We start from the raw sequence: 25,925 nt of genomic DNA on the forward strand, positions 1-25,925 counted from the left end.
GTTTATTGATATCAATCTATGAAAGGGGGTTAAAGTTGATTTTATAGCCTTTTTTCTAAAACGAATTTCTTGTATTTAAACCTATAATTTGCTAGAATCGGCTTATAAAATAAAAAGTTAAGGAGTCTATCATGGATCTTTATTTGCAAGGCTTGCTTAGTCAAGTCATTTCCTATCTGCCTTCGGCAGTTCGTATCATTGTTCTCATTTTAATTGCAGTTCTACTTGCTAAATTAGTGAGAAAAGGAGTCATCAAAGGGCTTCAAAAACTCAATCCCGTCACATTATTTACAAAATGGGGATTGATCAAAGATGGAACGGATGAAAATGCCCTCATCAAAACAATCGGACAGATTTTCTATTTCTTGACAATCTTATTCTTTCTTCCATCTATTCTATCTGGACTCGGAGTTTCTAGCGTTGTCGATCCGATTTCAAGCATGTTTGCTGTATTTCTCAGCTTCATTCCAAATATTATTGCTGCTGGATTTATCCTATTCCTAGGAGTTTACTTCTGTAAATTTATTAAAAATCTAGTGAAGCAACTCATCATTAACCTTCCAATTGAACAATGGATTTCTAAAGTACTTGGACAAGATAATCAAACAGCTCTTACAAACGAAGCTCAATTAGCAGATGTACTATCTTCAATTGTATATGTTCTTATCTTTGTTCCTATCCTAGCGACTTCTTTAGATATCCTAGGAGTAGCTGCTCTTTCTGAACCGATTGTAGCATTGCTTAACCAAGCTATTAGTTTCATTCCAAATCTAGTTTCTGCGATTATCCTTGTTCTTATCGGTGGATTCTTGACTAAGATCATTGGAAATGTCGTGGAAAAATTACTCCAAACATCTGGTATTGATCAATATTCAAAATACCTTAGCTTCAATGAAAAACAAACTATCACTCTATCAACGGTAGTTGCGTCTATTGTTCGTATTGTCATTGGTATCTTCTTTGGAGTACAAGCGATTGCCACACTCCAACTAGATATTCTAAATACTGTTGGAACTTCTATTATCGCTTATCTACCAGCTGTTATTAGCTCACTCATTCTCTTAATGATTGCTATTATAGCTGGAAATGTCCTTGGTTCATTCTTCTCAAGTTTGACCAACAAAAAATTCATCGGTGAAACTGTTCGCTATGCGATTTTAGTCCTTTCAGCCTTTATGATCCTCGATCAACTTCACATCGCTGAAACAATCGTTCAAACAACCTTTACCATCATTCTAGGTGCCGTAGCAGTTGCATTTGCTTTAGCATTTGGACTAGGTGGAAAAGAATTTGCTGCTAAACAATTAGAAAAATTGGATAAAGTTATGCATAAGGACAAATAAGCATAAACAGTCCTAAAACAACTACAAATACCTCCGCTTTCTAGTACCATAAAGCGGAGGTATTTTTCATGTTTATAGGCTAATAAACGCATCCATATCAATAGTCAGATATACAACTTTCTCACATCCTCAGACATTCATTGTCTATGTATCGTAAACATTTAAGGTATATAAAAAGACTTGCTTTTGTTCAATACAACAAAACAAGTCTACTAAATAGATATTTCTTAAAGCTTAGTCCGCTGCTCTTCCTTATGCTTTTGATAAGCCTTCATCTGGCGTTCTAGCTCTTTTTGAATGGCAGGTTCTGGCGCATATTTTTCTTCCCAATCATCTGGTTTTAGGATTTTATGGGTCATAGGGTCAAAATGAGCCTTGCCATCTGGGAAGATTTTCCCCATATTGGCTTGATGGACAATTTCAAAAATTCGCTCTGGGTCCACTCCCATAAGTACAAAAGTTCCATAAGTAAAATACAACATATCAATCAGAGCATCCGCCTGTCCCACTAGAGACACTTCAGCTGGAGTATTTGTCTTGACTTTTTCAACAGCCTTATCAAGAGCCAAATGCAAATCCTCAATCGCTCCCTCAAATGCCTCTTCAGAAGGACTGGCTGCTCGTAGAAACTCCACCATCTCTTCAAGCTTGAAGTCTACACGATGGCTTGCTTTTTTCAAATCCCAAGCCATTGGCTCTTCTTGTGTCGAGGTATCCATGACTTGATGAAATGCCTTCACTTTATTGAAATGCGGATCACTACTGGTAAAGACTTTCTCTCTCGCTAAAATTCCAAAATGCTCCAACGCCTTGTGAATGCCATCTTGACTGTTGCTGGTTGTAATATGTTTTGCAATCTCTTTAACTCGATCGGTTCCATTTCCCATGGCAATGGACATGCCCACTCCTGCCAACATTTCTAAGTCATTGTCCGAATCCCCAAAGGCCATGACCTCATGGATGCCAAAACCGTATTCTTTGCCGACAAGGCGAATTCCCTCTAACTTGGACATGCCTTGGTTAATCACATCAGCCGCAAATGGACTGCTTCGGGTGAATTTCAAGTCTGTAAATTCTTCCTGAATCAGCTTAGTTTCAGACGCTGTTGCAAGGAGCAAGACCTGATAAATCGGCTCTTGAATCGCTTGGTAGAGATCCTCCACTTTTTGAGGAAAAGCCTTACTGATGATGTGGTTAAAGCCATGATTGACATAGCGAGTCAATTTTTTCGGAATGAGGCGACTGGACCACTGGGGAACCTTGCTCATCCCAAAATTCATGATTTTAGAACCAATCACGCCATCTTTTGTCCCAAAGCAGATTTCCTTGCGATATTGATGTGCGACCTCAATCAAACCGCGCAAGCTTGCCTTATCAATCGGTGTAGCTGAGATGACCTTATCTTTTGAGAAAATATATTGACCATTATAAGTAACAGCAAAATCTAAATCCAGCTGCTCCATAAAGGGCTCTACAAAAAATGGCCCTCTCCCTGTCGCAAGCCCTACTAAAATGCCCTGCTCTTTCAAACTCTGAATCGCTTGTTCCGTGGACTTTAGAACGGTCCTGTTATCATTGACCAAAGTACCGTCGATATCAAAAAAGACTGCTTTGATTTCCATTGGTTCCTCATCTCTCGTTTTTGTGATACAATCATTTTACGATTTTTCTTTACCAAATACAACCAATAGCTATTAAATAAAGACTTTTTGGCATTTTTATCGCAAAGTACATTTACGCAAATTGTGACTTTTTGCCAACTTTCGAAGTCAAAAACGTAGTCACCCATCATCAACGCTTGCCCGTATGGTTGAAAGAATAACCTAAAGCCAGTAGGCTTTTTTTTATATCTTGAATTTACAATATAAGTGCACAATAAAAACTCATAAGATTTTTTCTAGTAAAATAAAACTGAACAAACATCTTACGAAAGGAAATCTTATGAGCTACCATCATTTTACCATAGATGAACGAGAAAGTATTCTGATTTATCGTACTAAAGGGATGACCTTTTCTCAAATAGCACGACTATTACATCGGCACCCCTCAAGTATTAGCCGTGAATTAAAACGTCATTCAAAACAAGGCAACTATTCGCCTAGTAGGGCACAAACAGCTTATCATCTCGCTAAATCGCATTGTGGGCGAAAAAGGAAATTAGAAATAGACACTGAACTCAGTCAGACCGTCAAGCATCTTTTTCTTGAGTGTCAATGGTCGCCAGAAGAAATTGAGGGGCGATTACGTTTAGAACGAGAAAGACCCGTCATTAGTTATCAAACCATTTATAGAGCTATCTATCGCGGTCACTTTGACGACACGCCTCTTTCACATGGTGCTCGTGGGGTTGTTCGCAAACTTCGTCACCATGGTAAAACACGCCATACACAATCCCATGTGGAAAAGCGAGGAAAAATTCCTATTTCTCATACCATTCATGAGAGGCCAATAGCAGCTAATGAACGCTCGAGAATAGGTGATTGGGAAGCCGATACTGTTGCTGGAAAGACTGGAAAAGCTTGCCTAGTAACACTCACTGATAGGCATTCCCGCTTCCTCAAAATTCAGAAAGTAGCTGTCAAGAAAAGTAAATTGGTTATAGAAGCCATGGTAAATATGTTAGAGTCCCTACCAAAAGAAACAGTGACTCCTGATAGAGGTAAGGAATTCTCAGGACATCCTGAACTCACCGAGAAACTAAATGTCGAAGTCTATTTTCCTGATCCTCATGCTCCTTGGCAACGAGGAACAAACGAGAATACAAATGGCTTATTGCGAGAGTATTTTCCAAAAGGAAGTGACTTAACAGAGGTAGAACACTTAATCATTCAGGAATGGGAAGATAAATTAAATAACAGACCACGAAAATGTCTAAACTGGAAAACACCTTATGAAGTTTTTTATGGGATAAATGTGCACTTAATTTGACAATTCGCCGTCAAAAAACTTTCAATTTTTGATAGAAAAGAAGACTTTTTCTGCCCGAACCCCCTCCCCCTCCTATTTTTTAACAAATATTTGGACAGTCTAGGCAGGCCGCTTAAAATTTGTGATTTTTTCACAACGCTTTTTTTAGAACGGGGGGTGTCAGCCCCACCACTCGTCCTCTCTAAAATGTTTCTCTCTCTTGTTAGGTCGATTGTGTCGCTTATTATGACATTCATGACAAAGTGTTCGAAGATTATCTATATCCAAAGCCTTGTCTGGATGATATTCTAACTCCTCGATATGATCAACTTCGAGTACGCTATCACGTTCTGTCGTGACTTTTCCCTCCTCTTTGCACCATTGACATTCAAAGTGATCACGCTCTAGAACCATCTTTCTAGTCTTTCTCCACTCTCGTGAATGATAAAACTTATTGCGACTCTCTCTTGTACTGACATCAATCATTGACGACACTTGAGTTCAATCTCCACCTTGAAGTTGCTCAAACGATTCAAACAGTTTTCAAGATGTGCTACTGCATTTCTTGTCTCGTCCAACAGTTCATTAAACTCTTTTATATTTTTTGTTTCAACATCTACAAAAAATTCCGATGTCCATTTTTTTGTAGTCGTTTTTTGGGACTCTCGTTTTTTGTTCTTACGATTATTGAAACGTAAAATTTTGTAACGCAATTCTTTTATTCCCATTTCTTTTTACTCCTTTGTTTTTTAGTTTGAGTTCACACTTTCATACATTCTATTGAACTCGCTGACACTTCCAAAATTCAATCCTATCAAGCGTTAGACTAATCAACCTATCATCAGTTCAACGTTTCCTCAAAACAAGGAATTAAAAATAATAAATAAGTAAAGAGCCTTGCAGCTCCTTACTATTCTTCTTTCTATTGCGATTTCAATAACCCTTGAGCCTTCAAGCTATAAGTCTCATAATCTCTCGCATATATCTTCGTTTGGCCGTTTTCTATATAACAGTCCCCATTTCTAAAACCTGCCATAGCATCCTTTTGCTCACGCAATTCTTTTAATCTGTTCTGATGTTTCTGTTGATGGATTTCTTCTTCTAATTCAGTTCTGACCTTTACTTTCTTTGCCCAATTGTACATGTGTTGAATATGGAGAGGTATTTTCGGTTGAGCTTTTACTTCTGTTCTAATTTGATTTTCAAACTTCCGCCTAATCATTTCCATGTAGTCATATTGAATAGTCGTAGGTAAAGCTTCTGCCACGCTAGCGACCAACTGACGTGAAAATCCTTGCGAGGTTAATTCTCTATCTACAAAACCTAGCTCAATCGCTTCATCACATGTTAGCCACGTTTCTTCCGCCATCATCGCTTTCAGACGTTCAATAGGTAAGCCTGTGCGCTTGTGATATACATTTAGTAACATGTCATTGATTGTATCTAAACTTCTCAAATCTTGCTCTATCTTTTTCTTATTGCCAAATACTCCCGCCATAGCTTCATGGATCATAAAGACGGCTGTTTGGCTCATCTCGATTGTGTCACCCGATAAAGCGATCACTGTTGCAATACTTGCACAAAGACCAACAATCTTGACTGTTACATTTCCCTTATAGTCTTTTAACTTGGAAGAGATTTCACTACCTGAGTAGACATCACCGCCACCAGAATTGATATAAACTTCCAAACTCTCACCATTGATAGGTAGTTTTAAATCTGCTGGCGAAAAACATTCTAAACCGTTAGATTGATAATCTTTTTTTCGACTATTGGCCACAATCGAACCATTTATATTAATTCTCATTTGTTCCCTCCAAGCCATTTACCAAAAATGCTTTTTCTTTCTTTTTCCGTTTTTGTTTGCTTTAGTTCCTGGAGCAATAACTCATCTTTTCTTTTTTCGATTTGCTCAAGTTCGTATCGCTCCCAAAAATCTTCAAAGGCTTTAGCGATATGTTCCGCAACTTTATCACTATTATAGTTATACTTATGTTTTAAAGCTTTATGGATACCGATGGCATCTATACCAAGTTCCCCACTCTTACCCCATTCCTTATAGAACAATTCCCAATACCAAGTATTTGAAGAATCTGGCAAATACTCGTTTTTAATCCAACGTTTATAAAACCGAATATCACGCTCAGAATATGGAGTAGTGAATGGGGTATAAACTTTCCTAATATCCAGCTCAATACCAGCAAGAGAAATTGGGAACTTTTCACTCATCGGAATATCTGCCAAGCGATTGATTTTCACTTCTGGAACACAATTTTCTTGCAGTACCCCTTTAAAGGCTTCTAATACCTTATTCGCATGATCTAAAAAGAGAGCCTGCGCTTGATTGATTTCTGATACTCGCATTTCCAGCTTATCCGTGATTTTATGATAAAGAGTCGTATTCTGCTCGTGTTTGCTTTTTGTTGTGATCAGTTTATTCTCACGATTTTCTTCGACCTTAGCTGTAAAATCTTCAATATCATTAAAAAATGCACGATACAAGGTTCTATATTTCCCGTGGGCGTGTTCAATCTCTGCATTCTGCTTTATCAAGGCTGGAAGAAGAACTCTTTGCCAATACTGTGTATTTTCCGTTTGGACTAGCGCATTCGGATTGTTTTCAACATCATATAAGACCCAACCGTCATGCAATTCATAAAATAGTTTTTTTGCTTCTTCAAATTTCATTTTTATATCCTCCTTAAAAATCAAAAAGAGGTATAACAAAAAGCAACTTCTCGCTTTATGCTATACCTCTATCATCAAATAGTCAGTATGTAATTTTTTCTTTCTTTGTAACTTCTACCCATGTCACAATGCCGTCATTCACTTTTAAGGTAATTGTGCCATGTTGGGGTACTGCTACATGCTTTATTATATCACCTTTTTTAAAATAAATAAAGTTATCCATGCTTTTTTCTCCTTTTTGTAGCATTGTAGCCATTCCGAGCTTTTAGAAAAGGGGTAATTCTACAAGGCTCTTTCTCACTCTCCCAAGGGGTTAGCTCGTTTTTGTAGCCAATGTAGCTTTAAAATCATCAAAAAACTTTTCTACGGAAAATCCCCAATCCTAAGCTCTCTTATATATTATTTATACTGTTATATATCTACTTATTCTACAATAGAGAGTAAAACCCTTAATATAACTGACTTTTCTCTTGTAGCATATCTTGTAGCATATTGTAGCTTTTGTAGCATTAAGGCTTTTTTCGGAAATAATAGGGTGTTGGTGTTCCCTTTTTCCATATCCGCTTTTTGGTATCCGAGCGCTCCCAATCCTTATGATTATCTAGCACATCTCTAGCTTTTTGGTTATAGTGTCCACCTCGTCCCTTGGTTGGATTTTCATTGAATACGATATAGGCAACCTCATTTGGGGTAGTGATTTCAAGTTGGACTGTTCCAAATTTTAGCGGATAATCTTTGTATGATTGCTTGTCATCTAGTGGCTCTTGTAGATGTTTGAGAAAATACTGCCTACGTTCGTGGGATGACAACTCGTACCATTCCGCTGGAGGGTAGAAATAACCTAAGTATTCCAAGATAGATTCCTTGTCTTGGTCTTCCACCTTATAGGCTTCTTGGATTTGTTCCAATTCCTCGTCTAAGGCTTTTGAAATCGTCAAGGTCTGCCCCTCATCATACCAAATCTTGGCTTCTGCTAGTACCTGCAAGAAATAGCTCTCGTCTTTTTCCATAGGATGACACGCTACATCATTGACCCCACACTGGATAGGATAAAAACGCCGCTCCTTGCCCTCGTCTTTTAGAAAGCCTTTAGCGTTTGACGTCCCAATAAAGACACAATGACGGTCCACCTTTTCTGCCTTCCTGCCGTAAAGTGCCCGAATATCGTCACTTGTCGCACTGATGAAATTTTTTATCGCTTCTATCGCCGTCTTTTTAAAACCTTTCAGCTCTCCAAACTCGATAACGACATTGGTCTGTAAGATACGATAGTCTTCTATGTGATCACCAAGTTTTCGGACACTATCCGTATGAAATTCAGGTAGCAGACGCTTAGTAGCTGTACTCTTTCCCAACCCCTGCCCACCTGTCAAAATCGGCACAATTTCAAACTTGGTACCTGGTCGATAGATACGGGCAACTAACCCCGTCAGCCAAAGCCTTGTCACCTCACGGACATAGCTCGTATCTGGACAGCCTAACAAATCGATAAAATACCGCTCCGCTCGCTCTACCCCGTCCCACGTCTGCAACTCTATGCGGTCTTTGACGGGGTGGTAGGTGTTTTCTTTGGCTACTTTCAAGATAGCAATATCCACATTATCCCTAGTCGGTGCAAAGCCATATTTTTCATCAATAAAGGCAATGGCTAGCTTGGTGTCTTCCTCATTCCAAGTCCCCTTATCAGTGCCCCACGGTGTCGGCTTAGTCTTTTCAATCGTCTTTGAAAAATCATTGTATCGCACCCCTTTAGAGATACTTTGCTGCTGTTCAAATACCAACACCACATTATAAGGGCTTCTGACTGGTGCCTTGGACTTGCCATAAGTCCGAAAAGCAGGCATGATCTCTTCTTGGTACTGCTCAGCCAAAGACTGGAAATTTTCCTCATCCTCAGCAATCATCTTGTCTAATAAGTCTTTGCTCATCTATCCTCCCTCTGCATAGTATTGATCAGCTACTTCTAAAAAGAAAGGCAACAAACATCGATTTCTAACCAAGTTTGAAAAGACGTCAATCACTTGTCCCAAATCATAGCCAGCAGCAAACATCATCTTGACCAGACAAGAGACCTGCCCTTTTGTCCGTATGCCCTCGCAAATCATCTGAAACAAATCCCCAGACAGTATCAAAGGGCAAGCATAGCGCTTTTTCGTAAGTTTATAGACATCAAACCCTTTCACCAGCTCCAGCAATTCACCCGACAGAATGGCAATGTTGAAATCTCTGACCACCTGCCACCCTGCCTTGACTAGCTTTTCTTCACTGAGTCGCTCCTTGACTGAAAGACGATACAAGGGGCTAATGATACTATCCAAGCAAGCCCCCAAAGGCTCGAAATAAAGAAATAAAAACCAATCATCTTTCTTTAGCGCCCTTGTCGGACAATCTTTCAAAAAAACAAACTCTGAGACCTTGTCTTTCTGGAGGATAAATTCAATCACTCGATACATTCGCACCTCCTAGCTACTTCTCCGCATACCTAGCTGGATATAAGCCCCATAATCAGGACTGAGTTCCGCTTTTTGAGTTTTTTCCTGCTCTTTCTCCTTGACATCAAGCTGGCAATATCCAAGGTTACGCCATAAATACCCTGCAAGAATCACCGTAACAACAATCAACATCATCACTTGGTCAAGCGGTAGGTTGAGTTCATCTAGCATGTTTCCTACGTCTCCTTTCCTGTCTGATACCTGCTATCTTGCCCATTTGGAAGATATGTAAAAGAGCGAAGGTCGCACTGTCTTCCTCCAAACAATTTTCACAATAGAGGTTAGCCAGTTCTAAATCTTCGTCAGTTATATCATGTTCTTTTGCTGTATCATATAGTTCTTGAAAATTCATTTAGTTGTCTCCTCAATCAATTTATAGTGTTCACTAGCTAGCCTATTTAAGTCATTCATGGCTAAATTGATAATATCGGCGTATTGCTCCTTTAAAGCAATAAAATCATAATAGCCGCTGTCGCTCTTTTGGGTGTTTTCTAACCACCTTCTCACGACATCTAAGGCACTGACTGCTGTCATCATATCGCTGGTAAGACTTTCGTAATTGTCTAATATCTCACTGTTATTCATCTTCTCTCCTCTCTTTTCATGCATTGTTACTCATAAAATCGCTAAACAAAGCCGTAGAATGGCAATGTCAGCACCTCTTTTTTGTTTACTATCCAATCATTTTTTAGGTCGTGTTTTCCGACTTCTTTACAAGGTATTCCATGTCTGGACACCCTTTGGACTTTTTCCAAATCGTCCTTGTTTTTCTTTCAACCATGCGGGCAAGCTGGTATTATTGTGTCGTTTCTGATAAATCTAGCCAATGTTCAATATTGGCACGTTTGTAGAGTCGCCGGTTGCCTGTCTTGATAAAGGGCAAACCGTTTCTTTCCATACGTTTCAAATCTTGAAAGGTGATAATGCCTTTGTACTCTTGCAAGACCTGTTTTTGGTTCAAGCGGTCATTCTCTCGGCGCTTGCTTTCTTCTTCCACGAGCTCTTTTGCCAAGTCCAATACGCCTTTTACTAAGGTCATACTGGCATTTTCTGTCAAAAAAGATTCCATTTTTCCTCTCCTTTTGGTATAATGAGGGTACAAGAAAAACACCTAAGTTTTTTCATTGTACTTAGTTTAAAGGCTTCTGCGTTGTGGTGATTGCTAAGCCTTTTTTTGTTGCCGATTTTTCACCGCTACTTCATGATGGATCTTATCTTCCAAGCGGTGAAAGGACTTGGTAAAATCTTCTTTGGTGATATTTCCATGCCAATATTGGCTAATAAGAGACACCGAGCGTTGATATAGCCTTGGTAGATGGTTAACCATTCGTGCTCACCTCCTGCCATGGTAGGGTAAAGCCTGCCTGCTCCTCGTAGATTTTCGCAAAGTCAATAGCCGATTTTTGGAGACTGTTCAAAATCTTATAGCGCAGCTGCCGAGCCTTGACCCTGTCGCTTGCTTTCAGCTGGCCAGACTGCAAATCCTCTTCCAAGCCATACAAGTCACGGACTAAGAACCACGATTGCAAGCGCCCTAGCTCGTTTTCCTTAATGATCACGTCGTTTTTCATCGTCCGAGGGACTAAGATTTTGATATTCTCATAGCCCTTGTCATAGTGGATACTTCCTTTTCTCCTCATTTGGTTCATCTTTTGCGTGATGTCCCGTCTGGATAGAAAGTCCAGCTCCTCCATAATAGCCGAGAGCGTCAACTCTCCGTGAATGTCCTGTATCTCATAGAGACGGTCGATCGTAAAAATTCTTTCCCTGCGTTGTTTTGCCATTTTATACCTCGTTTCTAGTTCATTTCAGATTTTTCAAAGGTGAAAGGTAGTGAAAAATCATTATAAATCCTCTGTCAGCCATTCCATGACTGATTGATAAATCCGACGTGGAGCGTCATAGTCGCCCTGCTCAATCTTGGCAAGAGTTCGAGTAGTTATATTTATTTTTTTAGCTAGTTCAATTTTCCCTAGCTGCTCTACAGCTCGTTTCTTGCGTACCTTAATGGCTATTTCTTCTGTAATGAGCATTATTTACCTCCTTTTTATTTTTAGCGTCTTTTTTATTCGCTTTAATTGCATTATAACGTCTTTTAAATTCGTTGTCAAGAGTAAAATGCATCAAAAATGACTTTTTTTGTCATTTATTTGTTCTTATATGCTATAATCATTTTGAAAGGTAGTGTAAAAAATGAATAACATTAAAAATCTGCGAAAAAACAAAAATATGACCCAGCAAGAATTAGCTGATTTTTTAGAGATAAAAAAAAGAACCCTACAACGATGGGAAGCTAATGAAGTAACTATAAAAAATGATAAAGCTCAACAATTAGCGGATTATTTCGACGTATCCGTAGCATATCTATTGGGTTATGAAGAAAAAGTGGTACCACTGGAAGAATTTGTCAAAAATATGACCAACACTCGAGACGAAGACGGCATAGAATATGGAGACCACCAAACAATCTTAGAAACAGAATTGATTACAAACTTTAGACAGATGGACATAGAAAAACAAGAAAATTTAGTCCGCTATTCAGAATTTTTACTAACCTCAAAGAAAGGAAATTAACCATGTACTCATTTGTTGCCTTAGATGTTGAAACTGCCAATAACTTTAGAGGAAGTATCTGTTCAATTGGATTAGTTAAATTTCAAGATGGACACATCATTGATAAATTTTACAGCTTAATTGATCCAGAAGAAGATTTTCATCCTATCAATATTTCTATACATGGAATCAAACCAACCGATGTTATTGGAGCTCCTACTTTTCCACAAATTAGAGCTGAAATTATTGACTTTATTTCTGATTTTCCAGTAGTTGCTCACTTTGCACAATTTGATATAAATGCTCTAAAAGACTCATACATTAAATATGACTTGCCTTTCGATAAAATAGAGTATTTCTGCAGTTATTATGTCGCAAAGTTTTCCTATCCTGGACAAATCAGTTATAAATTAAATAATTTAGCAAAGCATTTCAAATTCCCTCTTGAGCATCACAATGCCCTATCTGATGCAGAAACATGCGGAAAAATTATCTGTAAACTAATGGAATTAGCAAATCAAGATGATATTCAAAGTTTTCTTGAAACATTGAGATATAAAAAATATGGTGTTCTAGGAAGCAAAGGTTTTGGACGTCAATCTATCCATACGACTTTTTCAAAAAATAAATTTTATGAGCCTACTGAAGAAGAAAAAGCAAAAATGGACCAAGAAAATCCAATCTACGGGGCTCGTTTTGTGTTTACTGGCAAATTAGAACATTTTACCAGACAAGAAGCCGCCAAAGCTGTTTCCCTTCTTGGAGGTATCCCAGAAAATGGCGTGACTTCCAAGACAGATTATTTAGTAATAGGGGAACAAGATTTCAGAGTAGTCGGACAAAGTGGACAAAGCTCAAAAATGAAAAAAGCCTTCTCTTTACTCGAAAAAGGGCAAAATATAGAAATATTATCTGAATTGGATTTCCAAAAACTAATTGGATAACATGTCATCAAGCAATTTTTCAGCCCCTCTACGGCGTTCTAGCTATTTTCGGTACAATCTTACCGCCCATTCTAAAACAAACGAAATAGGGGCTATTTTTTAGCTCTCTGACTATCTTCTTGTTATTCTTTCAACCATGCGGGCAAGCAAGTAGAAAGGACAAGAACATGATACAAAGTTACACCCTAAAAAATGGAGCGGTTCGCTATATGACCAAGGTCTATCTTGGCATAGATCCCCTCACTGGAAAAGAAATCCGCACCACACGGCGAGGATTTAAGACCGAAAAAGAAGCTAGGCTGGCAGAAGCTCGCTTACTGGTCGAGGTCGAAGAAAAAGGCTTACCCTCAAAAGTCCAAGGACTCAAACAAACCTACACTTTCGAAGAAGTCGCTAACCTCTGGTATGATTCCTACAAAAATACCGTCAAAGGTAGCTCTCAACGCTCCGTAGCAACCCACCTCAGACTTATCATCCCCTATTTCAAAGATATGTACATCCACCATATCCCACCGACCCACTGCCAGCAGGTCATTACAAAACTTTGGGACAAGTACAAGTCTTTCGCCCACTACATCTCTATTATCCAGCGGATTTTCAAATATGCCTACATTATGGAAATTATCCCAAAAAATCCCATGGAAAAGGTGATTAAACCACGAAAAAAACGAGATAGCCACCCAAAAACTACCTCGTTTTATACCAAAGACGAATTAAAACAATTCTTTGACTGCCTTCAAGAAGAGAATAACCCTCAATATCTCACCATCTTTCGGATCATGGCTTTTACGGGCTTACGGATTGGCGAAGTACTCGCTCTGAAATGGTCTGACATAGACTTTATCCAAGGCAATCTGACCGTCAATCGTGGCATTATTCGCACAACCAAAGGACAAGTGATTGATACACCCAAAACAAAAGGCAGTATCCGCACACTCTCCCTAGATTATAGCACGATTGAACAACTCAAGCAATGGCAACACGAACAGAAAAAAGAATTTTTCAAGCACGGACTCAAGCATTTACGAGAAGAAAACTTCTGCTTCACCCAGGCAGACAATCGACTCATTCAAAAATCAAACATCTACAACGTCTTAATGAAAATCATTGACAAGTACAACCTCAAGCGGATTTCTCCCCATGGTTTCCGCCACACACACGCCAGCCTCCTATTTGAAGCTGGAGCAAGCATGAAAGAGGTCCAAGAACGCCTCGGACACTCCAACATCAAAACAACTATGGACATTTACACACACGTCACCGATAAACAAAAAGAGCAAACCGCCAAAAAGTTTGCCCATTATATCGGTTTCTAACTTGCTATCATATCCCTGTCGGAGTCACAACCGAGGTCACGAACCCCAAAAGGCACAAACACCGCATGAAATCAAGCCTAAAAAGGCAAGATATGATACAATCATTATAGCACAAATCTTTAGAAGGAGCTTATTTGATGACAAAGAAAATATTGGTTTTACATACGGGTGGCACGATTTCCATGCAGGCGAATGAAACGGGTCATGTCACAACCAACAGTGTAAATCCGATGACCCATGTCGATATTGATGTCGATCATCTTGAGGTGAGAAGCCTAGACTTTTTCAATCTTCCAAGTCCTCATATCACTCCTAAGCATATGCTCTCTCTCTACCACAAGATTCGCGATGATTATCAAGCCTACGATGGGGTGGTCATTACCCATGGTACGGATACTTTAGAAGAGACTGCTTATTTTCTCGATACCATGGATTTGCCTGATATCCCTGTGGTCTTGACAGGTGCGATGCGCTCCTCTAATGAACTAGGTAGCGATGGTGTTTACAATTACTTGTCCGCTTTACGAGTCGCTAGTGATGAAAAAGCACGCGGTAAAGGCGTTCTAGTCGTCATGAATGACGAAATCCACGCAGCCAAATATGTCACTAAAACCCACACGACAAATGTCGGCACCTTTCAAACCCCTACACATGGACCGCTTGGATTGATTATGAAAAAAGAAATTCTCTATTTCAAAACGGCAGAAGAGCGAGTACGATTTGATTTAGAAGAGATTTCTGGTCTAGTTCCTATCATTTCTGCCTATGCAGGGATGCAAACCGAGCTACTCGCTATGCTTGATCCCAAGCAATTAGATGGCTTAATTATCGAAGCCTTTGGAGCTGGAAATCTCCCTCAAGAAGCAGCGGAAAAAATTGCAGAATTGATTCAAGCAGGCGTTCCTGTTGCTCTTGTTTCCCGTTGTTTCAACGGTATTGCAGAGCCTGTTTATGCCTATAAAGGCGGCGGAGTGGCTCTCAAAAAGTCTGGAGTCCTCTTTGTAAAAGAACTCAATGCTCCCAAGGCACGGCTGAAACTCCTCATCGCCCTCAATGCAGGATTAAAAGGAGAAGCCTTAGCTGATTATATGGAAGGATAAGTCAACAAAGAGTAAGGCAAGTATGATCTCTAGGCTCAGCTACAATCATTCAAAATATCAAAAAGGTGGCACTTTGTCAACTGTAGTGGGTAGATGAGAATCTAAACCCTAGAGAGGATCTTATTGTTCCTCTCTTTTTTGATGTTTAAGGTGATGAGAATTTTAGTTTTAAAGTTACTAAAATTTCTAAAACCAAAAGCTTGTCGTTTGATGTCTTTGATAAGTTTGTTGGTAGCTTCTAGCTTAGCATTAGAATAGGGAGGCTCTAAAGCATTCCTAATATATTTCTTGTATCGTAGAAAAGTCTTGAAGACTTTCTTAAAAGGTGGATTAACAAGCTTTATAGTATCTTCCATAAGTGAAAAAAAGTGAAGGCTATTCTTTTCTTGAAAGTGGAATAAGAGGAGCTGATAGAGGTCGTAATAGAATTGAAATTCATCTGAGAATTTAAGCGCTATATCTACGATTTCTTTAGGTGTTCTCGTTTCACGTAGTGTCCGCGAATAGAAGAGTTTATCAGAGAGCTTGCGGCTGTCTTTGTGGAGTATTCGCCAGTGATTCTTCAAGATACGGTAAGGTAATGACTGCTTATCAAACTGCTTCATAATGGCGATTCTAGTTGCCATCATGGCACGATTGAGATGTTGGATGATATGGAAGCGATCGAGGACAATGTTGGCGTTAGGAAAAAGTTGCTTAATGATGGGAATGTAAGCTCCCGACATGTCTAGGGTGACGACTTTAACATCCTTTCTAGCTTCTTTAGAATATTTATAGAAATAGTTTTTGATGGTAGTTTGCCGATTATTCTCAAGGATAGCAATGATCTTTTTCGTCTTGTAATCCTGAGCAATGAAGGCTAGTTTTCCCTTGTTTCTAGAGAATTCATCCCAAGATAGGATATCAGGAAGTCTTGAGTAGTCTTCTTTGAAGGAGAATTTAGTCAGCTTTCGCTGTACGGTAGAGACAGACACGTGGTTCTTCTTAGTGATATCAGAGTTCGTTAGTCTTTCAGTATGATCAGCCGTCATTTTCTGCCAGACAGGTTCAGAAATTTGGTAATTCTTTCTCACCAGGGGTGTTTCAGCCACGGTGACACGCCGGCATTGTTTACACTGGAAACGGCGTTTCCGTAATTTAATGACAGTAGGCATAGCTTGAACGTCTAGGAATGGAATGGTGGACACTCGTTGAAAATCATATTTTCCCATCTTACCTTGGCAATGAGGGCACAAAGGAGGTAGGTAATCTAGAGTAGCTTTGATGATAAGATGGGAGTCAGTTTTCAGAACTTCCATAATCGTAATATGTTTGTCTTTTATTCCGATGAGTTGTGTGGTATTATTAATGTTTTCCATAAGTTACTTTCTAATGATGGTTTAGTCACTTTTCATTATAAGACTTATGGGACTTTTTTGTACCTTGAATTTACAATATAAGTGCACAATAAAAACTCATAAGATTTTTTCTAGTAAAATAAAACTGAACAAACATCTTACGAAAGGAAATCTTATGAGCTACCATCATTTTACCATAGATGAACGAGAAAGTATTCTGATTTATCGTACTAAAGGGATGACCTTTTCTCAAATAGCACGACTATTACATCGGCACCCCTCAAGTATTAGTCGTGAATTAAAACGTCATTCAAAACAAGGCAACTATTCGCCTAGTAGGGCACAAACAGCCTATCATCTCGCTAAATCGCATTGTGGGCGAAAAAGGAAATTAGAAATAGACACTGAACTCAGTCAGACCGTCAAGCATCTTTTTCTTGAGTGTCAATGGTCGCCAGAAGAAATTGAGGGGCGATTACGTTTAGAACGAGAAAGACCCGTCATTAGTTATCAAACCATTTATAGAGCTATCTATCGCGGTCACTTTGACGACACGCCTCTTTCACATGGTGCTCGTGGGGTTGTTCGCAAACTTCGTCACCATGGTAAAACACGCCATACACAATCCCATGTGGAAAAGCGAGGAAAAATTCCTATTTCTCATACCATTCATGAGAGGCCAACAGCAGCCAATGAACGCTCGAGAATAGGTGATTGGGAAGCCGATACTGTTGCTGGAAAGACTGGAAAAGCTTGCCTAGTAACACTCACTGATAGGCATTCCCGCTTCCTCAAAATTCAGAAAGTAGCTGTCAAGAAAAGTAAATTGGTTATAGAAGCCATGGTAAATATGTTAGAGTCCCTACCAAAAGAAACAGTGACTCCTGATAGAGGTAAGGAATTCTCAGGACATCCTGAACTCACCGAGAAACTAAATGTCGAAGTCTATTTTCCTGATCCTCATGCTCCTTGGCAACGAGGAACAAACGAGAATACAAATGGCTTATTGCGAGAGTATTTTCCAAAAGGAAGTGACTTAACAGAGGTAGAACACTTGATCATTCAGGAATGGGAAGATAAATTAAACAACAGACCACGAAAATGTCTAAACTGGAAAACACCTTATGAAATATGAAATTTTTTATGGGATAAATGTGCACTTAATTTGACAATTCGCCACTCAAAAAGCCCTATAAGTCCTGTGGCGGGAGTTACCCACTACAGAAATTATAGAGCCAAAAAGGTTGGGTACTGCTGTCCCAACCTTTTTTATGCGAGTAAAAATTGGAAAAAGGCATAAACCAAGAGAAGCGCTCCCAAGGCAATCCGGTATTTTCCAAAAATGGTAAAATCGTGCTTTTTGACATAGTCTGTCAAGAAGCGAATGACTAAAAGGCTGACGCCAAAAGCTACGCCCATGGCTACCAAAAGCAGCATCAACTGAGCAACATCCAAACTATTACCCTTTAGGATAAATTTAAGAATCTTAATCCCGCTAGCACCAAACATAGCTGGAATCCCTAAATAAAAGGTAAATTCTGTCACCACGGAACGACTCGTACCATTTAATAAACCACCGACAATAGTTGCTCCTGAGCGACTCGTTCCTGGAAATAGTGCCAGCACTTGGAAAAATCCAATATAAAGTGCTGTCTTGTAAGGCAATTTGTCCAAATCTGTAATCTTTGGCTCTACATCTTTATTGCGTTTTTCAAGGACAATAAAGGCTACTCCGTAGATGATGAGCATGATGGCAACAGGGACCATGTGGTGAAAATGTGCTTCAAACCAATCATCCAGTGGCAAACCAATGATCAAGGCTGGCAATGTTGCAATCACGACTTTCGCCCATAGCTGCCAAGTCTTTCTGACCTCACGTGCCGTTTTTCCTGACTTAAACGGATTTAATTTATCAAAATAGATAACAACAACCGCCAAGATAGCTCCGAGTTGGATGACCACGTTGAACATTTCTATAAAGGCAGGATTATTATCCTTATATTTGACAAATTCTTGCACCAAAATCAAGTGACCTGTACTTGAAATCGGCAGCCATTCCGTGATGCCCTCAACAATCCCAAAGAAAATGGACTTCAAAATTTCAATGATAAACATAACTTTCTCCTAAATGATTCTGTTACCATTATATCATAAAAAGGCTAGAGATTTTTCTCTAACCTTGTTTAAATCTAGCATTTCTTAAGAATTCGGATCATCTAGGCTACGCCCATGAAGTCCTTTTTCGCGTTGGACTTGTTTGAGTTTTTCTGGAGTCACGTCGTTTCCGTCCTCATCGACAATCTTGATGCCTTCGACATGGGCACGAACACTGCGGCGGTAGCCTTCGATGTACTCTTCACGAAGGGCTGCTTGTTCCTTCAACTCCTCGTCTGTCAAGCCAACTTCTTTTTTCTTTTTGGCTAATTCATTGATTCGATCAATCTTTGCTTGTTCCATTTTCTCTCCTATTTGGTATTGATTTGGTTAAATTGGGCAACATGTTGCGCCTTATCCGTCAAGGCAGCAAGCAAGGCCAAACGATTGTTTTTCACGGCTTCGTCTTCGACCATGACCATGGTATTGTCAAAGAAGGCGTCAATTACTGGTTGAAGGGCAAAGAGCTGGTCGATGTTTGCTTCCAAGTCAGAGGTATTGGCAATCTTCTCTACACTTTCTGCCAACGCTTTTTCTTCAGCATTTTCAAAGAGGCTGCTATCTACTACAAGACCTGCTGCTGCTTTTTCAGCCAAGTTAAAGACACGAGATAGACTTTCAACTGCTGGTTTGAAATCAGCTGTTTTTGCTTTTTCAGCCAAGAGACGAGCTGTTTCAACCATATCGCTGACAACAAAGTTGGTGCTGTTTAAGACAGCTGTCACGATGTCTTTTGGCACACTTTTATCCATCATCTTCTCCACACGAGCACGGAAGAAATCAAGCACCTCTGCCTGGTATTCATAAGCAAGGCTATCATGCTCAAGAGCATAGAGTTTTTCCACCAATTCATCAATGGCAATAGTCCAACCAAAGGCTTCCAAGATCCGTACCACACCCTGAGTCGCACGACGTAGGGCATAGGGATCGTTTGAACCACTTGGAATCAAACCAACTGAGAAGAAGGACAAAATGGTGTCTAATTTATCCGCAAGGGCAAGAACAGCTCCCACCTTGGTTTCAGGAAGTTCACCTTCTGCGCTATTTGGCAAGTAGTGTTCACGGATTGCAGCTGCAACGGCTGGAGTCTCACCTGCAAGAAGGGCATATTTCTCCCCCATAATCCCTTGCAATTCATCAAACTCTCCGACCATACCCGTCAAGAGGTCAAACTTGTAAATGGCTGCTGCACGCGCGAGGTCTTGCTTCTCTTCATCAGAAAGCCCAGCTTGGTCAGCTAGGAGTGCGCTGATTGCTGCAGTGCGAGCCATGTGTTCATAGAGAGAGCCAATTTTCTCGTGGAAGGTCACAGCTTTCAGGCGCTCCACAAGGTCTGCAATCTGTAATTTTTGGTCTTCACGCCAGAAGAATTCCCCATCTTCCAAACGCGCCACCAATACTTTTTCATTTCCCTTGATGACATTGTCCAAGAACTCCGCATTACCATTACGGACAGAAATGAAATTCGGAAGCAATTTCCCAGCCTTGTCACGGACAACAAAGTAGCGCTGATGATTTTTCATCGAAGTGACCAAGACTTCTTCTGGAACTTCAAGATATTTGGCATCAAAGGCCCCCATGAAGGCAGTCGGGTATTCTACCAAGTTCAAGACTTCATTGAGCAGGTCTTGGTCAATCTCAACAGCCACATTTTTCGCTGATTCAATAGCCCTGATTTGCTCGACAATCATCCGTTCACGTTCGCTACTATCTGCGATGACAAATTCCTTACGCAAATCGTCTTCGTAGCTATCTGCTGTCGCAATTTCAGTCTCCTGACCGAGGAAACGATGACCACGACTAGTGCGACCTGAAGAAATATCAAGGAAGTCCATCTCAAGCGCTTCGTCATCAAGCAAGACAGTCAAGGTGTGAACAGGACGAATGTATTCAAATTTGTTGGAAGCCCAGTGCATGCTGACTGGGAAGGTCATTGACGCAAGCACCTCTGGAATACCTGCCAAGACTTCATTGGCTGATTTTCCTTTTTCGTGCTTGGTTACGTAGACATACTCTTCCCCCTTGATTTCACGGAAAGTGATGTCCGCAGTTGTAAGACCTTTTCCACGAACAAAGCCTTCTGCGGCTTTGGTAAAGTTGCCGTCAGCGTCCAAGGCAATTTTCTTGCTTGGGCCTTTAAAATCTTCTGTCAAATCCTCTTGGCTCTCTGCCAAGCCACGGACACGAACTGCCAAACGGCGAGGTGTTGAAAACATCTCAAGCGCTTCAAAAGCCAAGCGGTTATCTGTCAAAAATTGCGCCATTTTGTCCCGAAGTTGGACCATAGCAGGCGTTACAATGTAAGCTGGAATTTCTTCTAAACCAAGTTCAACCAGTAAATTTTTCGTCATCTTATTCTGCCTCCTTCTCTAATAATTGCGCTCTTGTTGCTTCATCCAAAAGCGGATAACCAAGACGTTTTCTTTCTGCCACAAAGGTCTTTGCGACCACGCGAGCTAGGTTTCTAATCCGCGCAATATATCCCGCCCGCTCGGTTACAGAAACCGCACCACGTGCGTCGAGCAAATTGAAGGTGTGGGAACATTTCAAGACATAGTCAAAGGCAGGATGCACTAAATGCTCGTCTAAACAGCGTTTTGCTTCTGCTTCAAATTTTTCAAAGTTAGCTAGAAGCAAGTCTTGGTCGCTGACTTCAAAGCTGTATTTTGAATGTTCGTATTCTGGTTGGAGGAAGATTTCCCCATATTTAACCCCATCAGCCCACTCGATGTCATAGACTGAGTCCACTTCTTGAATATAAGAAGCTAAGCGCTCTAAACCGTAGGTCACCTCAGCTGTCACAGGACCTGTCGTAAGACCTCCGACCTGTTGGAAATAGGTGAATTGGGTGATTTCCATACCGTCAAGCCACACTTCCCAGCCCAGACCTGCCGAACCAGTTGACGGATTTTCCCAGTTGTCTTCTACAAAGCGAATGTCATGCTCCAAAGGATTGATACCAAGGCGCTCTAAAGATTCTAAGTACAATTCTTGGATATTACTTGGGCTTGGTTTCATGACCACTTGGAATTGGTGGTGTTGGTAGAGACGGTTTGGATTTTCCCCGTAACGACCATCTGCTGGACGACGACTTGGCTCAACATAAGCCGCATTCCACGGCTCAGGACCGATGGCACGCAAGAAAGTGTAGGGACTCATCGTTCCCGCCCCTTTTTCCGTATCATAAGCCTGCATCAACATACAACCCTGCTCATTCCAAAACTGTTGCAAAGTCAAAATAATCTCTTGGAAGGTTAATTTTTTAGACATTGGTTTCCCTCTTTCTATTTGATTGTAACAAACATTGGGCGCCTTCATGCACAAGGCATGAAAACATCAAAAAACGCGCCAACGCTCCTATGTTTCCATAGGGGCGTTGACACGCGGTTCCACCCTAATTTATTACTTCATTTTTCTTTTAAAAATACCAGAAAGCGCCATCCTTATCTGCCTTGTATCTGGCTTTCACTCTCCCAGACTCGCTACAACAATACTTTAACAAAGATTTCTTCCTTACTTTGGTATTCTACCAAAAAAATCGAAAGCTGTCTATGATTTTACAACAATTCTCTCCTGACCATCTCTAACCATGTTTGTAAAAATAGTTTCTTTCATAAAAAAGCAAAAGAAGTGGTTTAAATCCACTTCCTTATGTTTCTATGCTTGGTAACGTTTTTCACCGTCAAGGTAAGTCGCCACCAACTCTAAATCTTTATCAAGGACAATGAAATCCGCATCATAACCTTCTTTGATCTGACCGCAAACGTCATCAATATGCACAGATTTGGCTGGAATAAGGCTCGCCATCATCACTGCTTGATGAGGATTTGCAATACCCCATTCTACCACATTTTTAAGACCATCTTTTAATTTTAAGATTGAGCCAGCTAGGCTACCACTTGACTTCAAACGAGCAGTGCCGTTTTCCACAATTACAGGGAATTCACCGAGCATGTAATCTCCATCACTCAAGCCTCCAGCTGTCATACAGTCGGTGATAAGAGCGATATTTTCATGTCCTTTTTGCTTGATAAGGATATCACAAGCCTTTGGCTCCACATGATGACCATCACAGATCAACTCTGCAACGGTATGGGGCAATTCATACATGGCACCTACCATGCCTAATTCACGGTGAGTCAAGCCACGCATGCCATTATAGGCATGCACCCAGACACTTGCTCCTGCTTCGACTGCACGTTTTGCCTCATCAAACGTAGCATCAGAATGCCCCAAAGCAACGGTCACACCCTCATCTGTAATTGTACGGACAAAGTCTTCTACCCCCTCACGCTCAGGCGCTAGGGCGATTTTATTGAGCAAACCGTTTGAAGCCTCTTGCCAAGTACGAAATTCTTCCAAACTTGGGTCTTTCATGTAAGAAGGGTTTTGTGCTCCTTTAAATTTCTCTGTAAAGTACGGTCCTTCAAAGTATAACCCTCGAATCTTAGCACCTGTCGCTTCTTGGTATCTAGCTCCAATATTTTCTGTTACAGCTAGCAATAGCTCATAAGAAGAAGTCAAGGTCGTTGGCAAAAAGCTCGTCACCCCTGTACTTAATAACCCCTCACTCATCGTGTGAAGAGTTCCTTCAATGTTATTATCCATGACATCCACGCCGCCGAATCCATGGATATGAGTATCAACAAGTCCTGGTGCAATACTATAACCTGTATAGTCTTCTATAATAGCATCAGCTGCCACTTCTGTTACATATTTTCCAAATTTTCCATCGACAATCTCTAAGTATCCTCCCTTGCGAATCCCTTGAGGATAGAAAAACTGATCTGCTTTGATATATTTAGGCATGCGAAAACCTCCTTGTGTATTCTTATCCTTATTATAACGCTTTCTTTGAGGTTTGTAAATGGTATAGACCGTATTTAGTGTGTTAATATCTCATTTTTAAACATATAACGTACTTCTCTTGAACCTCAATAGGCTTATAGCTGATGGACAAAATACTCAAATAAGGCTTGATTACTCTTACTCTTTCGGCGCAGAAACTCCGGATGCCACTGAATCCCCAAAATAGCTACTCCACGCCCTTCCACGGCTTCAATCGTGCCATCTCTCGGATCATGAGCCGTTGCGACCAAGTCAGGCGCCAAGTCTTTGATACTTTGATGGTGAAATGAGTTGATCAAACTGCCTTTGCCAAACAACTGACTTACACGACTCTGAGGCTCAATCTCCACGGGGTGAGAAGTTCCTTCCATCTCTTTTTGCCAATGGTCTTTCACATCCTGCTTTAAACTACCTCCAAGAGCTACATTGACCAGCTGCATCCCTCTACACACCGCAAAAATCGGTTTCTTCTGCTTTAAAGCCTCCTCAATCAATGCCAACTCAAACCGATCACGCGCTAGAGAATAATCCTCGCTTTCTGCTTCTCTTTCTTCTCCATACAAATGAGGGCTGACATGCTGACCACCTGAGAGAATCAATTTGTCAATCATTGCAACATAGTCCTTAGCGACACAAGGACTAGCAATAGGAATCACAAGCGGCAAGCCACCTGCTTCTCTCACTCCTTCTGCTAATTCTTTTGCCACAGCGACATAGGTCAAGCCAGACAGAGGTGGCATTTCCTTTTCATTTCCTGTAATTCCAACAACCACTTTTTTCATATACGACCACCTTTCCTATATCTATTCTAAGAGGATACCACGCTACAACAGCAGTGTCCAATATAGATTTTCTATGGTCGCTTTAGGATTTTTTATCATAAAAAAGATTGGGAATGGGCTTCAGTCGTGATTTCGTATCCATCAATTTTCCTCACCAGTTGTTTCTAAGTTTACTCCCTCTAGCAAGTCCGACGAACCTACACTCAAACTGTTCAAACCATAAAAAAAGAGAGCAAGGACGGCACTGCACCCCAATAATGAGACCTAAGAAAAACACTATTTTGAGACCTGTTTCCTATATTCTATAGGAGATAGGTCTTTTAATTTCCGTTGAATTCTCGTTTCATTATAAAATATGATGTAATTTTTGACAATATCTGTTATACTATCTTTAGTTAGGTTTCTCCAGTTATGGAGATAGAAGGTTTCAGACTTTAGGACGGAATGAAACCATTCAATACAGGCGTTATCTGCGGGTGTTCCTTTTCGGGACATGGAGCGGATAATGCCTTTTTCTGTGCATGTCTGATAATAAGCTTTAGAGGTATAGACTGAACCTTGGTCACTGTGTAAGAGTGTTCCTTTCGGTAAATCCAACTGATTTAACGTATCTAAAACAAAGTCTGTGTCCTGACTATCTGAAATTGTATAAGCTACAATCTCTCGGTTATACAAATCCATAATGGACGAGAGATAAAGTTTACAGTTTCCGAAATAGAGATAAGTGATATCCGTAACCAATCTTTGAAGAGGTTGTTTGGCTTGGAAGTCCCTACTGAGCTTATTTTCAGTGACATAGTAAGGTTTGCCAAGTTTTGGGACCTTCTTTGTTTTGACACGGCAAAGCCAACCATTTTGTTTCATGATACGATAAACCTTTTTGTGATTCACTGTCAAACCATATCTGCTTTTTAAAAGCCGTGTAATGGTTCGATAACCATAAATATAGCCATTTTCAAGGCATAATATCTCAATCTTCTCAGTGACATCATCCATCGTTTTTACCGTTGCTGGCTCAGATTTCCAGCGATAGTAGGTGGATCTTGCCACACCAAAACAAGCCAAAATCATCGGGATTGGATAGTCAGCTTTATAGTCTTCTACAAGCTTGATAAGGGCTATTTTATCGATTTCCTTATCAAGCTGCGATACTTTTTTAGCAGCTTTACCTCTAATCTTAATTGTTCAACCTCAGATAATTCTGTCATCCCTTTACCGTAAGTATATTGTTTTCCGACAGGTTGGTAGAAGCGGTGAAGTTCATTGTTTTGATACCATTTCCACCATGTGTAAATTTGACTATCATTCTTTATCCCTAGGGTTTCCATGATAACCTTGTTGGATTTACCTGCTTTTTTCATTTCGATACAAGCTAGTTTTATGTCTAGTGAATATGCTTTTTTGACCATAAGAAAACACTCCTAATTCTATTATAGTAGAATTCATGGAGTGTTTTTCTTT

The 25,925-nt window shown here is 40.2% G+C and carries 30 protein-coding genes; 7 read left to right on the forward strand and 23 right to left on the reverse strand.

From position 1 onward, the window contains the following. Positions 1 to 131 precede the first annotated feature (131 nt). The gene (locus tag AB1I63_05945; protein MEW4354424.1) at positions 132 to 1,343 is read left to right on the forward strand and encodes a mechanosensitive ion channel; all 1,212 of its coding nucleotides are present in this window, start codon (positions 132 to 134) and stop codon (positions 1,341 to 1,343) included. Between the two features lie 227 nt (positions 1,344 to 1,570). On the opposite strand, the gene AB1I63_05950 is transcribed toward AB1I63_05945, so the two are convergent. Then, a complete protein-coding gene (locus AB1I63_05950; GenBank protein ID MEW4354425.1) occupies positions 1,571 to 2,965 on the reverse strand; it encodes a Cof-type HAD-IIB family hydrolase in 1,395 nt (464 codons plus the stop codon). A gap of 319 nt (positions 2,966 to 3,284) precedes the next feature. Here AB1I63_05950 and AB1I63_05955 point away from each other — a divergent pair, with 319 nt between their 5' ends. Further along, positions 3,285 to 4,271 (forward strand): IS30 family transposase, encoded by a 987-nt coding sequence (locus AB1I63_05955; protein ID MEW4354426.1) that lies wholly within the window; start codon positions 3,285 to 3,287, stop codon positions 4,269 to 4,271. A gap of 159 nt (positions 4,272 to 4,430) precedes the next feature. On the opposite strand, the gene AB1I63_05960 is transcribed toward AB1I63_05955, so the two are convergent. The 14 genes from AB1I63_05960 to AB1I63_06025 all read right to left on the reverse strand — a co-directional run bounded on the left by AB1I63_05960 (position 4,431) and on the right by AB1I63_06025 (position 11,463). Beyond that, on the reverse strand, positions 4,431 to 4,736 hold the full coding sequence (locus AB1I63_05960; GenBank protein ID MEW4354427.1) for an HNH endonuclease: 306 nt from the start codon (positions 4,734 to 4,736) through the stop codon (positions 4,431 to 4,433). Then, positions 4,733 to 4,978, reverse strand: a complete 246-nt coding sequence (locus AB1I63_05965; GenBank protein MEW4354428.1) for a hypothetical protein — start codon at positions 4,976 to 4,978, stop codon at positions 4,733 to 4,735. The genes AB1I63_05960 and AB1I63_05965 overlap by 4 nt, the downstream gene beginning before the upstream one ends. A 194-nt stretch (positions 4,979 to 5,172) precedes the next feature. After that, the gene (locus AB1I63_05970; protein ID MEW4354429.1) at positions 5,173 to 6,057 is read right to left on the reverse strand and encodes a head maturation protease, ClpP-related; all 885 of its coding nucleotides are present in this window, start codon (positions 6,055 to 6,057) and stop codon (positions 5,173 to 5,175) included. Further along, positions 6,054 to 6,938 (reverse strand): hypothetical protein, encoded by an 885-nt coding sequence (locus AB1I63_05975; protein MEW4354430.1) that lies wholly within the window; start codon positions 6,936 to 6,938, stop codon positions 6,054 to 6,056. Before AB1I63_05975 ends, AB1I63_05970 begins: the two co-directional genes overlap by 4 nt. Before the next feature lie 82 nt (positions 6,939 to 7,020). After that, positions 7,021 to 7,161, reverse strand: coding sequence for a DUF2292 domain-containing protein (locus AB1I63_05980; GenBank protein ID MEW4354431.1), 141 nt, complete (start codon positions 7,159 to 7,161; stop codon positions 7,021 to 7,023). A 286-nt stretch (positions 7,162 to 7,447) separates the two neighbouring features. Then, positions 7,448 to 8,866, reverse strand: a complete 1,419-nt coding sequence (locus AB1I63_05985) for a virulence-associated E family protein (protein MEW4354432.1) — start codon at positions 8,864 to 8,866, stop codon at positions 7,448 to 7,450. Next, positions 8,867 to 9,391 carry a hypothetical protein gene (locus AB1I63_05990; protein MEW4354433.1) on the reverse strand — a complete coding sequence of 175 codons (525 nt, stop codon included), beginning with the start codon at positions 9,389 to 9,391 and terminating at the stop codon, positions 8,867 to 8,869. It abuts the gene before it with no gap. A gap of 9 nt (positions 9,392 to 9,400) precedes the next feature. Beyond that, complete coding sequence (locus AB1I63_05995) at positions 9,401 to 9,601, reverse strand: hypothetical protein (GenBank protein ID MEW4354434.1); 201 nt, start codon at positions 9,599 to 9,601, stop codon at positions 9,401 to 9,403. Then, on the reverse strand, positions 9,591 to 9,782 hold the full coding sequence (locus AB1I63_06000) for a hypothetical protein (protein MEW4354435.1): 192 nt from the start codon (positions 9,780 to 9,782) through the stop codon (positions 9,591 to 9,593). Before AB1I63_06000 ends, AB1I63_05995 begins: the two co-directional genes overlap by 11 nt. Further along, positions 9,779 to 10,015, reverse strand: a complete 237-nt coding sequence (locus tag AB1I63_06005; protein ID MEW4354436.1) for a hypothetical protein — start codon at positions 10,013 to 10,015, stop codon at positions 9,779 to 9,781. The genes AB1I63_06000 and AB1I63_06005 overlap by 4 nt, the downstream gene beginning before the upstream one ends. Before the next feature lie 211 nt (positions 10,016 to 10,226). After that, a complete protein-coding gene (locus AB1I63_06010) occupies positions 10,227 to 10,499 on the reverse strand; it encodes a hypothetical protein (GenBank protein MEW4354437.1) in 273 nt (90 codons plus the stop codon). 93 nt (positions 10,500 to 10,592) lie between these two features. Further along, a complete protein-coding gene (locus tag AB1I63_06015; GenBank protein ID MEW4354438.1) occupies positions 10,593 to 10,757 on the reverse strand; it encodes a hypothetical protein in 165 nt (54 codons plus the stop codon). Continuing rightward, positions 10,750 to 11,214, reverse strand: a complete 465-nt coding sequence (locus AB1I63_06020; GenBank protein ID MEW4354439.1) for a hypothetical protein — start codon at positions 11,212 to 11,214, stop codon at positions 10,750 to 10,752. The genes AB1I63_06015 and AB1I63_06020 overlap by 8 nt, the downstream gene beginning before the upstream one ends. Before the next feature lie 60 nt (positions 11,215 to 11,274). Continuing rightward, positions 11,275 to 11,463 carry a transcriptional regulator gene (locus AB1I63_06025; GenBank protein ID MEW4354440.1) on the reverse strand — a complete coding sequence of 63 codons (189 nt, stop codon included), beginning with the start codon at positions 11,461 to 11,463 and terminating at the stop codon, positions 11,275 to 11,277. 160 nt (positions 11,464 to 11,623) lie between these two features. Here AB1I63_06025 and AB1I63_06030 point away from each other — a divergent pair, with 160 nt between their 5' ends. From AB1I63_06030 to AB1I63_06045, 4 genes are all read left to right on the forward strand, one after another. Continuing rightward, entirely contained in the window at positions 11,624 to 12,004 is a 381-nt protein-coding gene (locus AB1I63_06030) for a helix-turn-helix transcriptional regulator (protein ID MEW4354441.1), read from the forward strand. A 2-nt stretch (positions 12,005 to 12,006) separates the two neighbouring features. Beyond that, a complete protein-coding gene (locus AB1I63_06035) occupies positions 12,007 to 12,927 on the forward strand; it encodes an exonuclease domain-containing protein (GenBank protein ID MEW4354442.1) in 921 nt (306 codons plus the stop codon). Between the two features lie 167 nt (positions 12,928 to 13,094). Next, positions 13,095 to 14,243, forward strand: coding sequence for a tyrosine-type recombinase/integrase (locus AB1I63_06040; GenBank protein ID MEW4354443.1), 1,149 nt, complete (start codon positions 13,095 to 13,097; stop codon positions 14,241 to 14,243). Between the two features lie 137 nt (positions 14,244 to 14,380). Further along, positions 14,381 to 15,343, forward strand: coding sequence for an asparaginase (locus AB1I63_06045; protein MEW4354444.1), 963 nt, complete (start codon positions 14,381 to 14,383; stop codon positions 15,341 to 15,343). A 101-nt stretch (positions 15,344 to 15,444) separates the two neighbouring features. On the opposite strand, the gene AB1I63_06050 is transcribed toward AB1I63_06045, so the two are convergent. Further along, positions 15,445 to 16,701, reverse strand: coding sequence for an ISL3 family transposase (locus AB1I63_06050; GenBank protein ID MEW4354445.1), 1,257 nt, complete (start codon positions 16,699 to 16,701; stop codon positions 15,445 to 15,447). Positions 16,702 to 16,855: 154 nt separating this feature from the next. Here AB1I63_06050 and AB1I63_06055 point away from each other — a divergent pair, with 154 nt between their 5' ends. Beyond that, complete coding sequence (locus AB1I63_06055; protein MEW4354446.1) at positions 16,856 to 17,815, forward strand: IS30 family transposase; 960 nt, start codon at positions 16,856 to 16,858, stop codon at positions 17,813 to 17,815. 134 nt (positions 17,816 to 17,949) lie between these two features. On the opposite strand, the gene AB1I63_06060 is transcribed toward AB1I63_06055, so the two are convergent. The 7 genes from AB1I63_06060 to AB1I63_06090 form a co-directional block, all read right to left on the reverse strand. Beyond that, on the reverse strand, positions 17,950 to 18,795 hold the full coding sequence (locus AB1I63_06060) for an undecaprenyl-diphosphate phosphatase (protein ID MEW4354447.1): 846 nt from the start codon (positions 18,793 to 18,795) through the stop codon (positions 17,950 to 17,952). A gap of 84 nt (positions 18,796 to 18,879) precedes the next feature. Beyond that, positions 18,880 to 19,137: a DUF896 family protein gene (locus AB1I63_06065; GenBank protein MEW4354448.1), complete on the reverse strand. Its 258-nt coding sequence runs from the start codon at positions 19,135 to 19,137 to the stop codon at positions 18,880 to 18,882. A gap of 8 nt (positions 19,138 to 19,145) precedes the next feature. Beyond that, on the reverse strand, positions 19,146 to 21,185 hold the full coding sequence (gene glyS / locus AB1I63_06070) for a glycine--tRNA ligase subunit beta (protein MEW4354449.1): 2,040 nt from the start codon (positions 21,183 to 21,185) through the stop codon (positions 19,146 to 19,148). Between the two features lies 1 nt (position 21,186). Then, a complete protein-coding gene (glyQ, locus tag AB1I63_06075) occupies positions 21,187 to 22,104 on the reverse strand; it encodes a glycine--tRNA ligase subunit alpha (GenBank protein MEW4354450.1) in 918 nt (305 codons plus the stop codon). A gap of 387 nt (positions 22,105 to 22,491) precedes the next feature. Next, positions 22,492 to 23,643, reverse strand: a complete 1,152-nt coding sequence (nagA, locus tag AB1I63_06080; protein MEW4354451.1) for an N-acetylglucosamine-6-phosphate deacetylase — start codon at positions 23,641 to 23,643, stop codon at positions 22,492 to 22,494. 134 nt (positions 23,644 to 23,777) lie between these two features. After that, a complete protein-coding gene (locus AB1I63_06085) occupies positions 23,778 to 24,464 on the reverse strand; it encodes a gamma-glutamyl-gamma-aminobutyrate hydrolase family protein (protein ID MEW4354452.1) in 687 nt (228 codons plus the stop codon). A gap of 276 nt (positions 24,465 to 24,740) precedes the next feature. Beyond that, positions 24,741 to 25,873, reverse strand: a protein-coding gene (locus AB1I63_06090) for an IS3 family transposase (protein MEW4354453.1) whose coding sequence is annotated in 2 segments (ribosomal slippage) — positions 24,741 to 25,603 and positions 25,603 to 25,873 — 1,134 coding nt in all. Because the reading frame shifts where the segments join, the coding sequence is not laid out codon by codon here. Positions 25,874 to 25,925: the final 52 nt, after the last annotated feature.

It is taken from the genome of Streptococcus pneumoniae (assembly GCA_040719455.1).
Taxonomy (GTDB): Bacteria; Bacillota; Bacilli; order Lactobacillales; family Streptococcaceae; genus Streptococcus; species Streptococcus pneumoniae_G.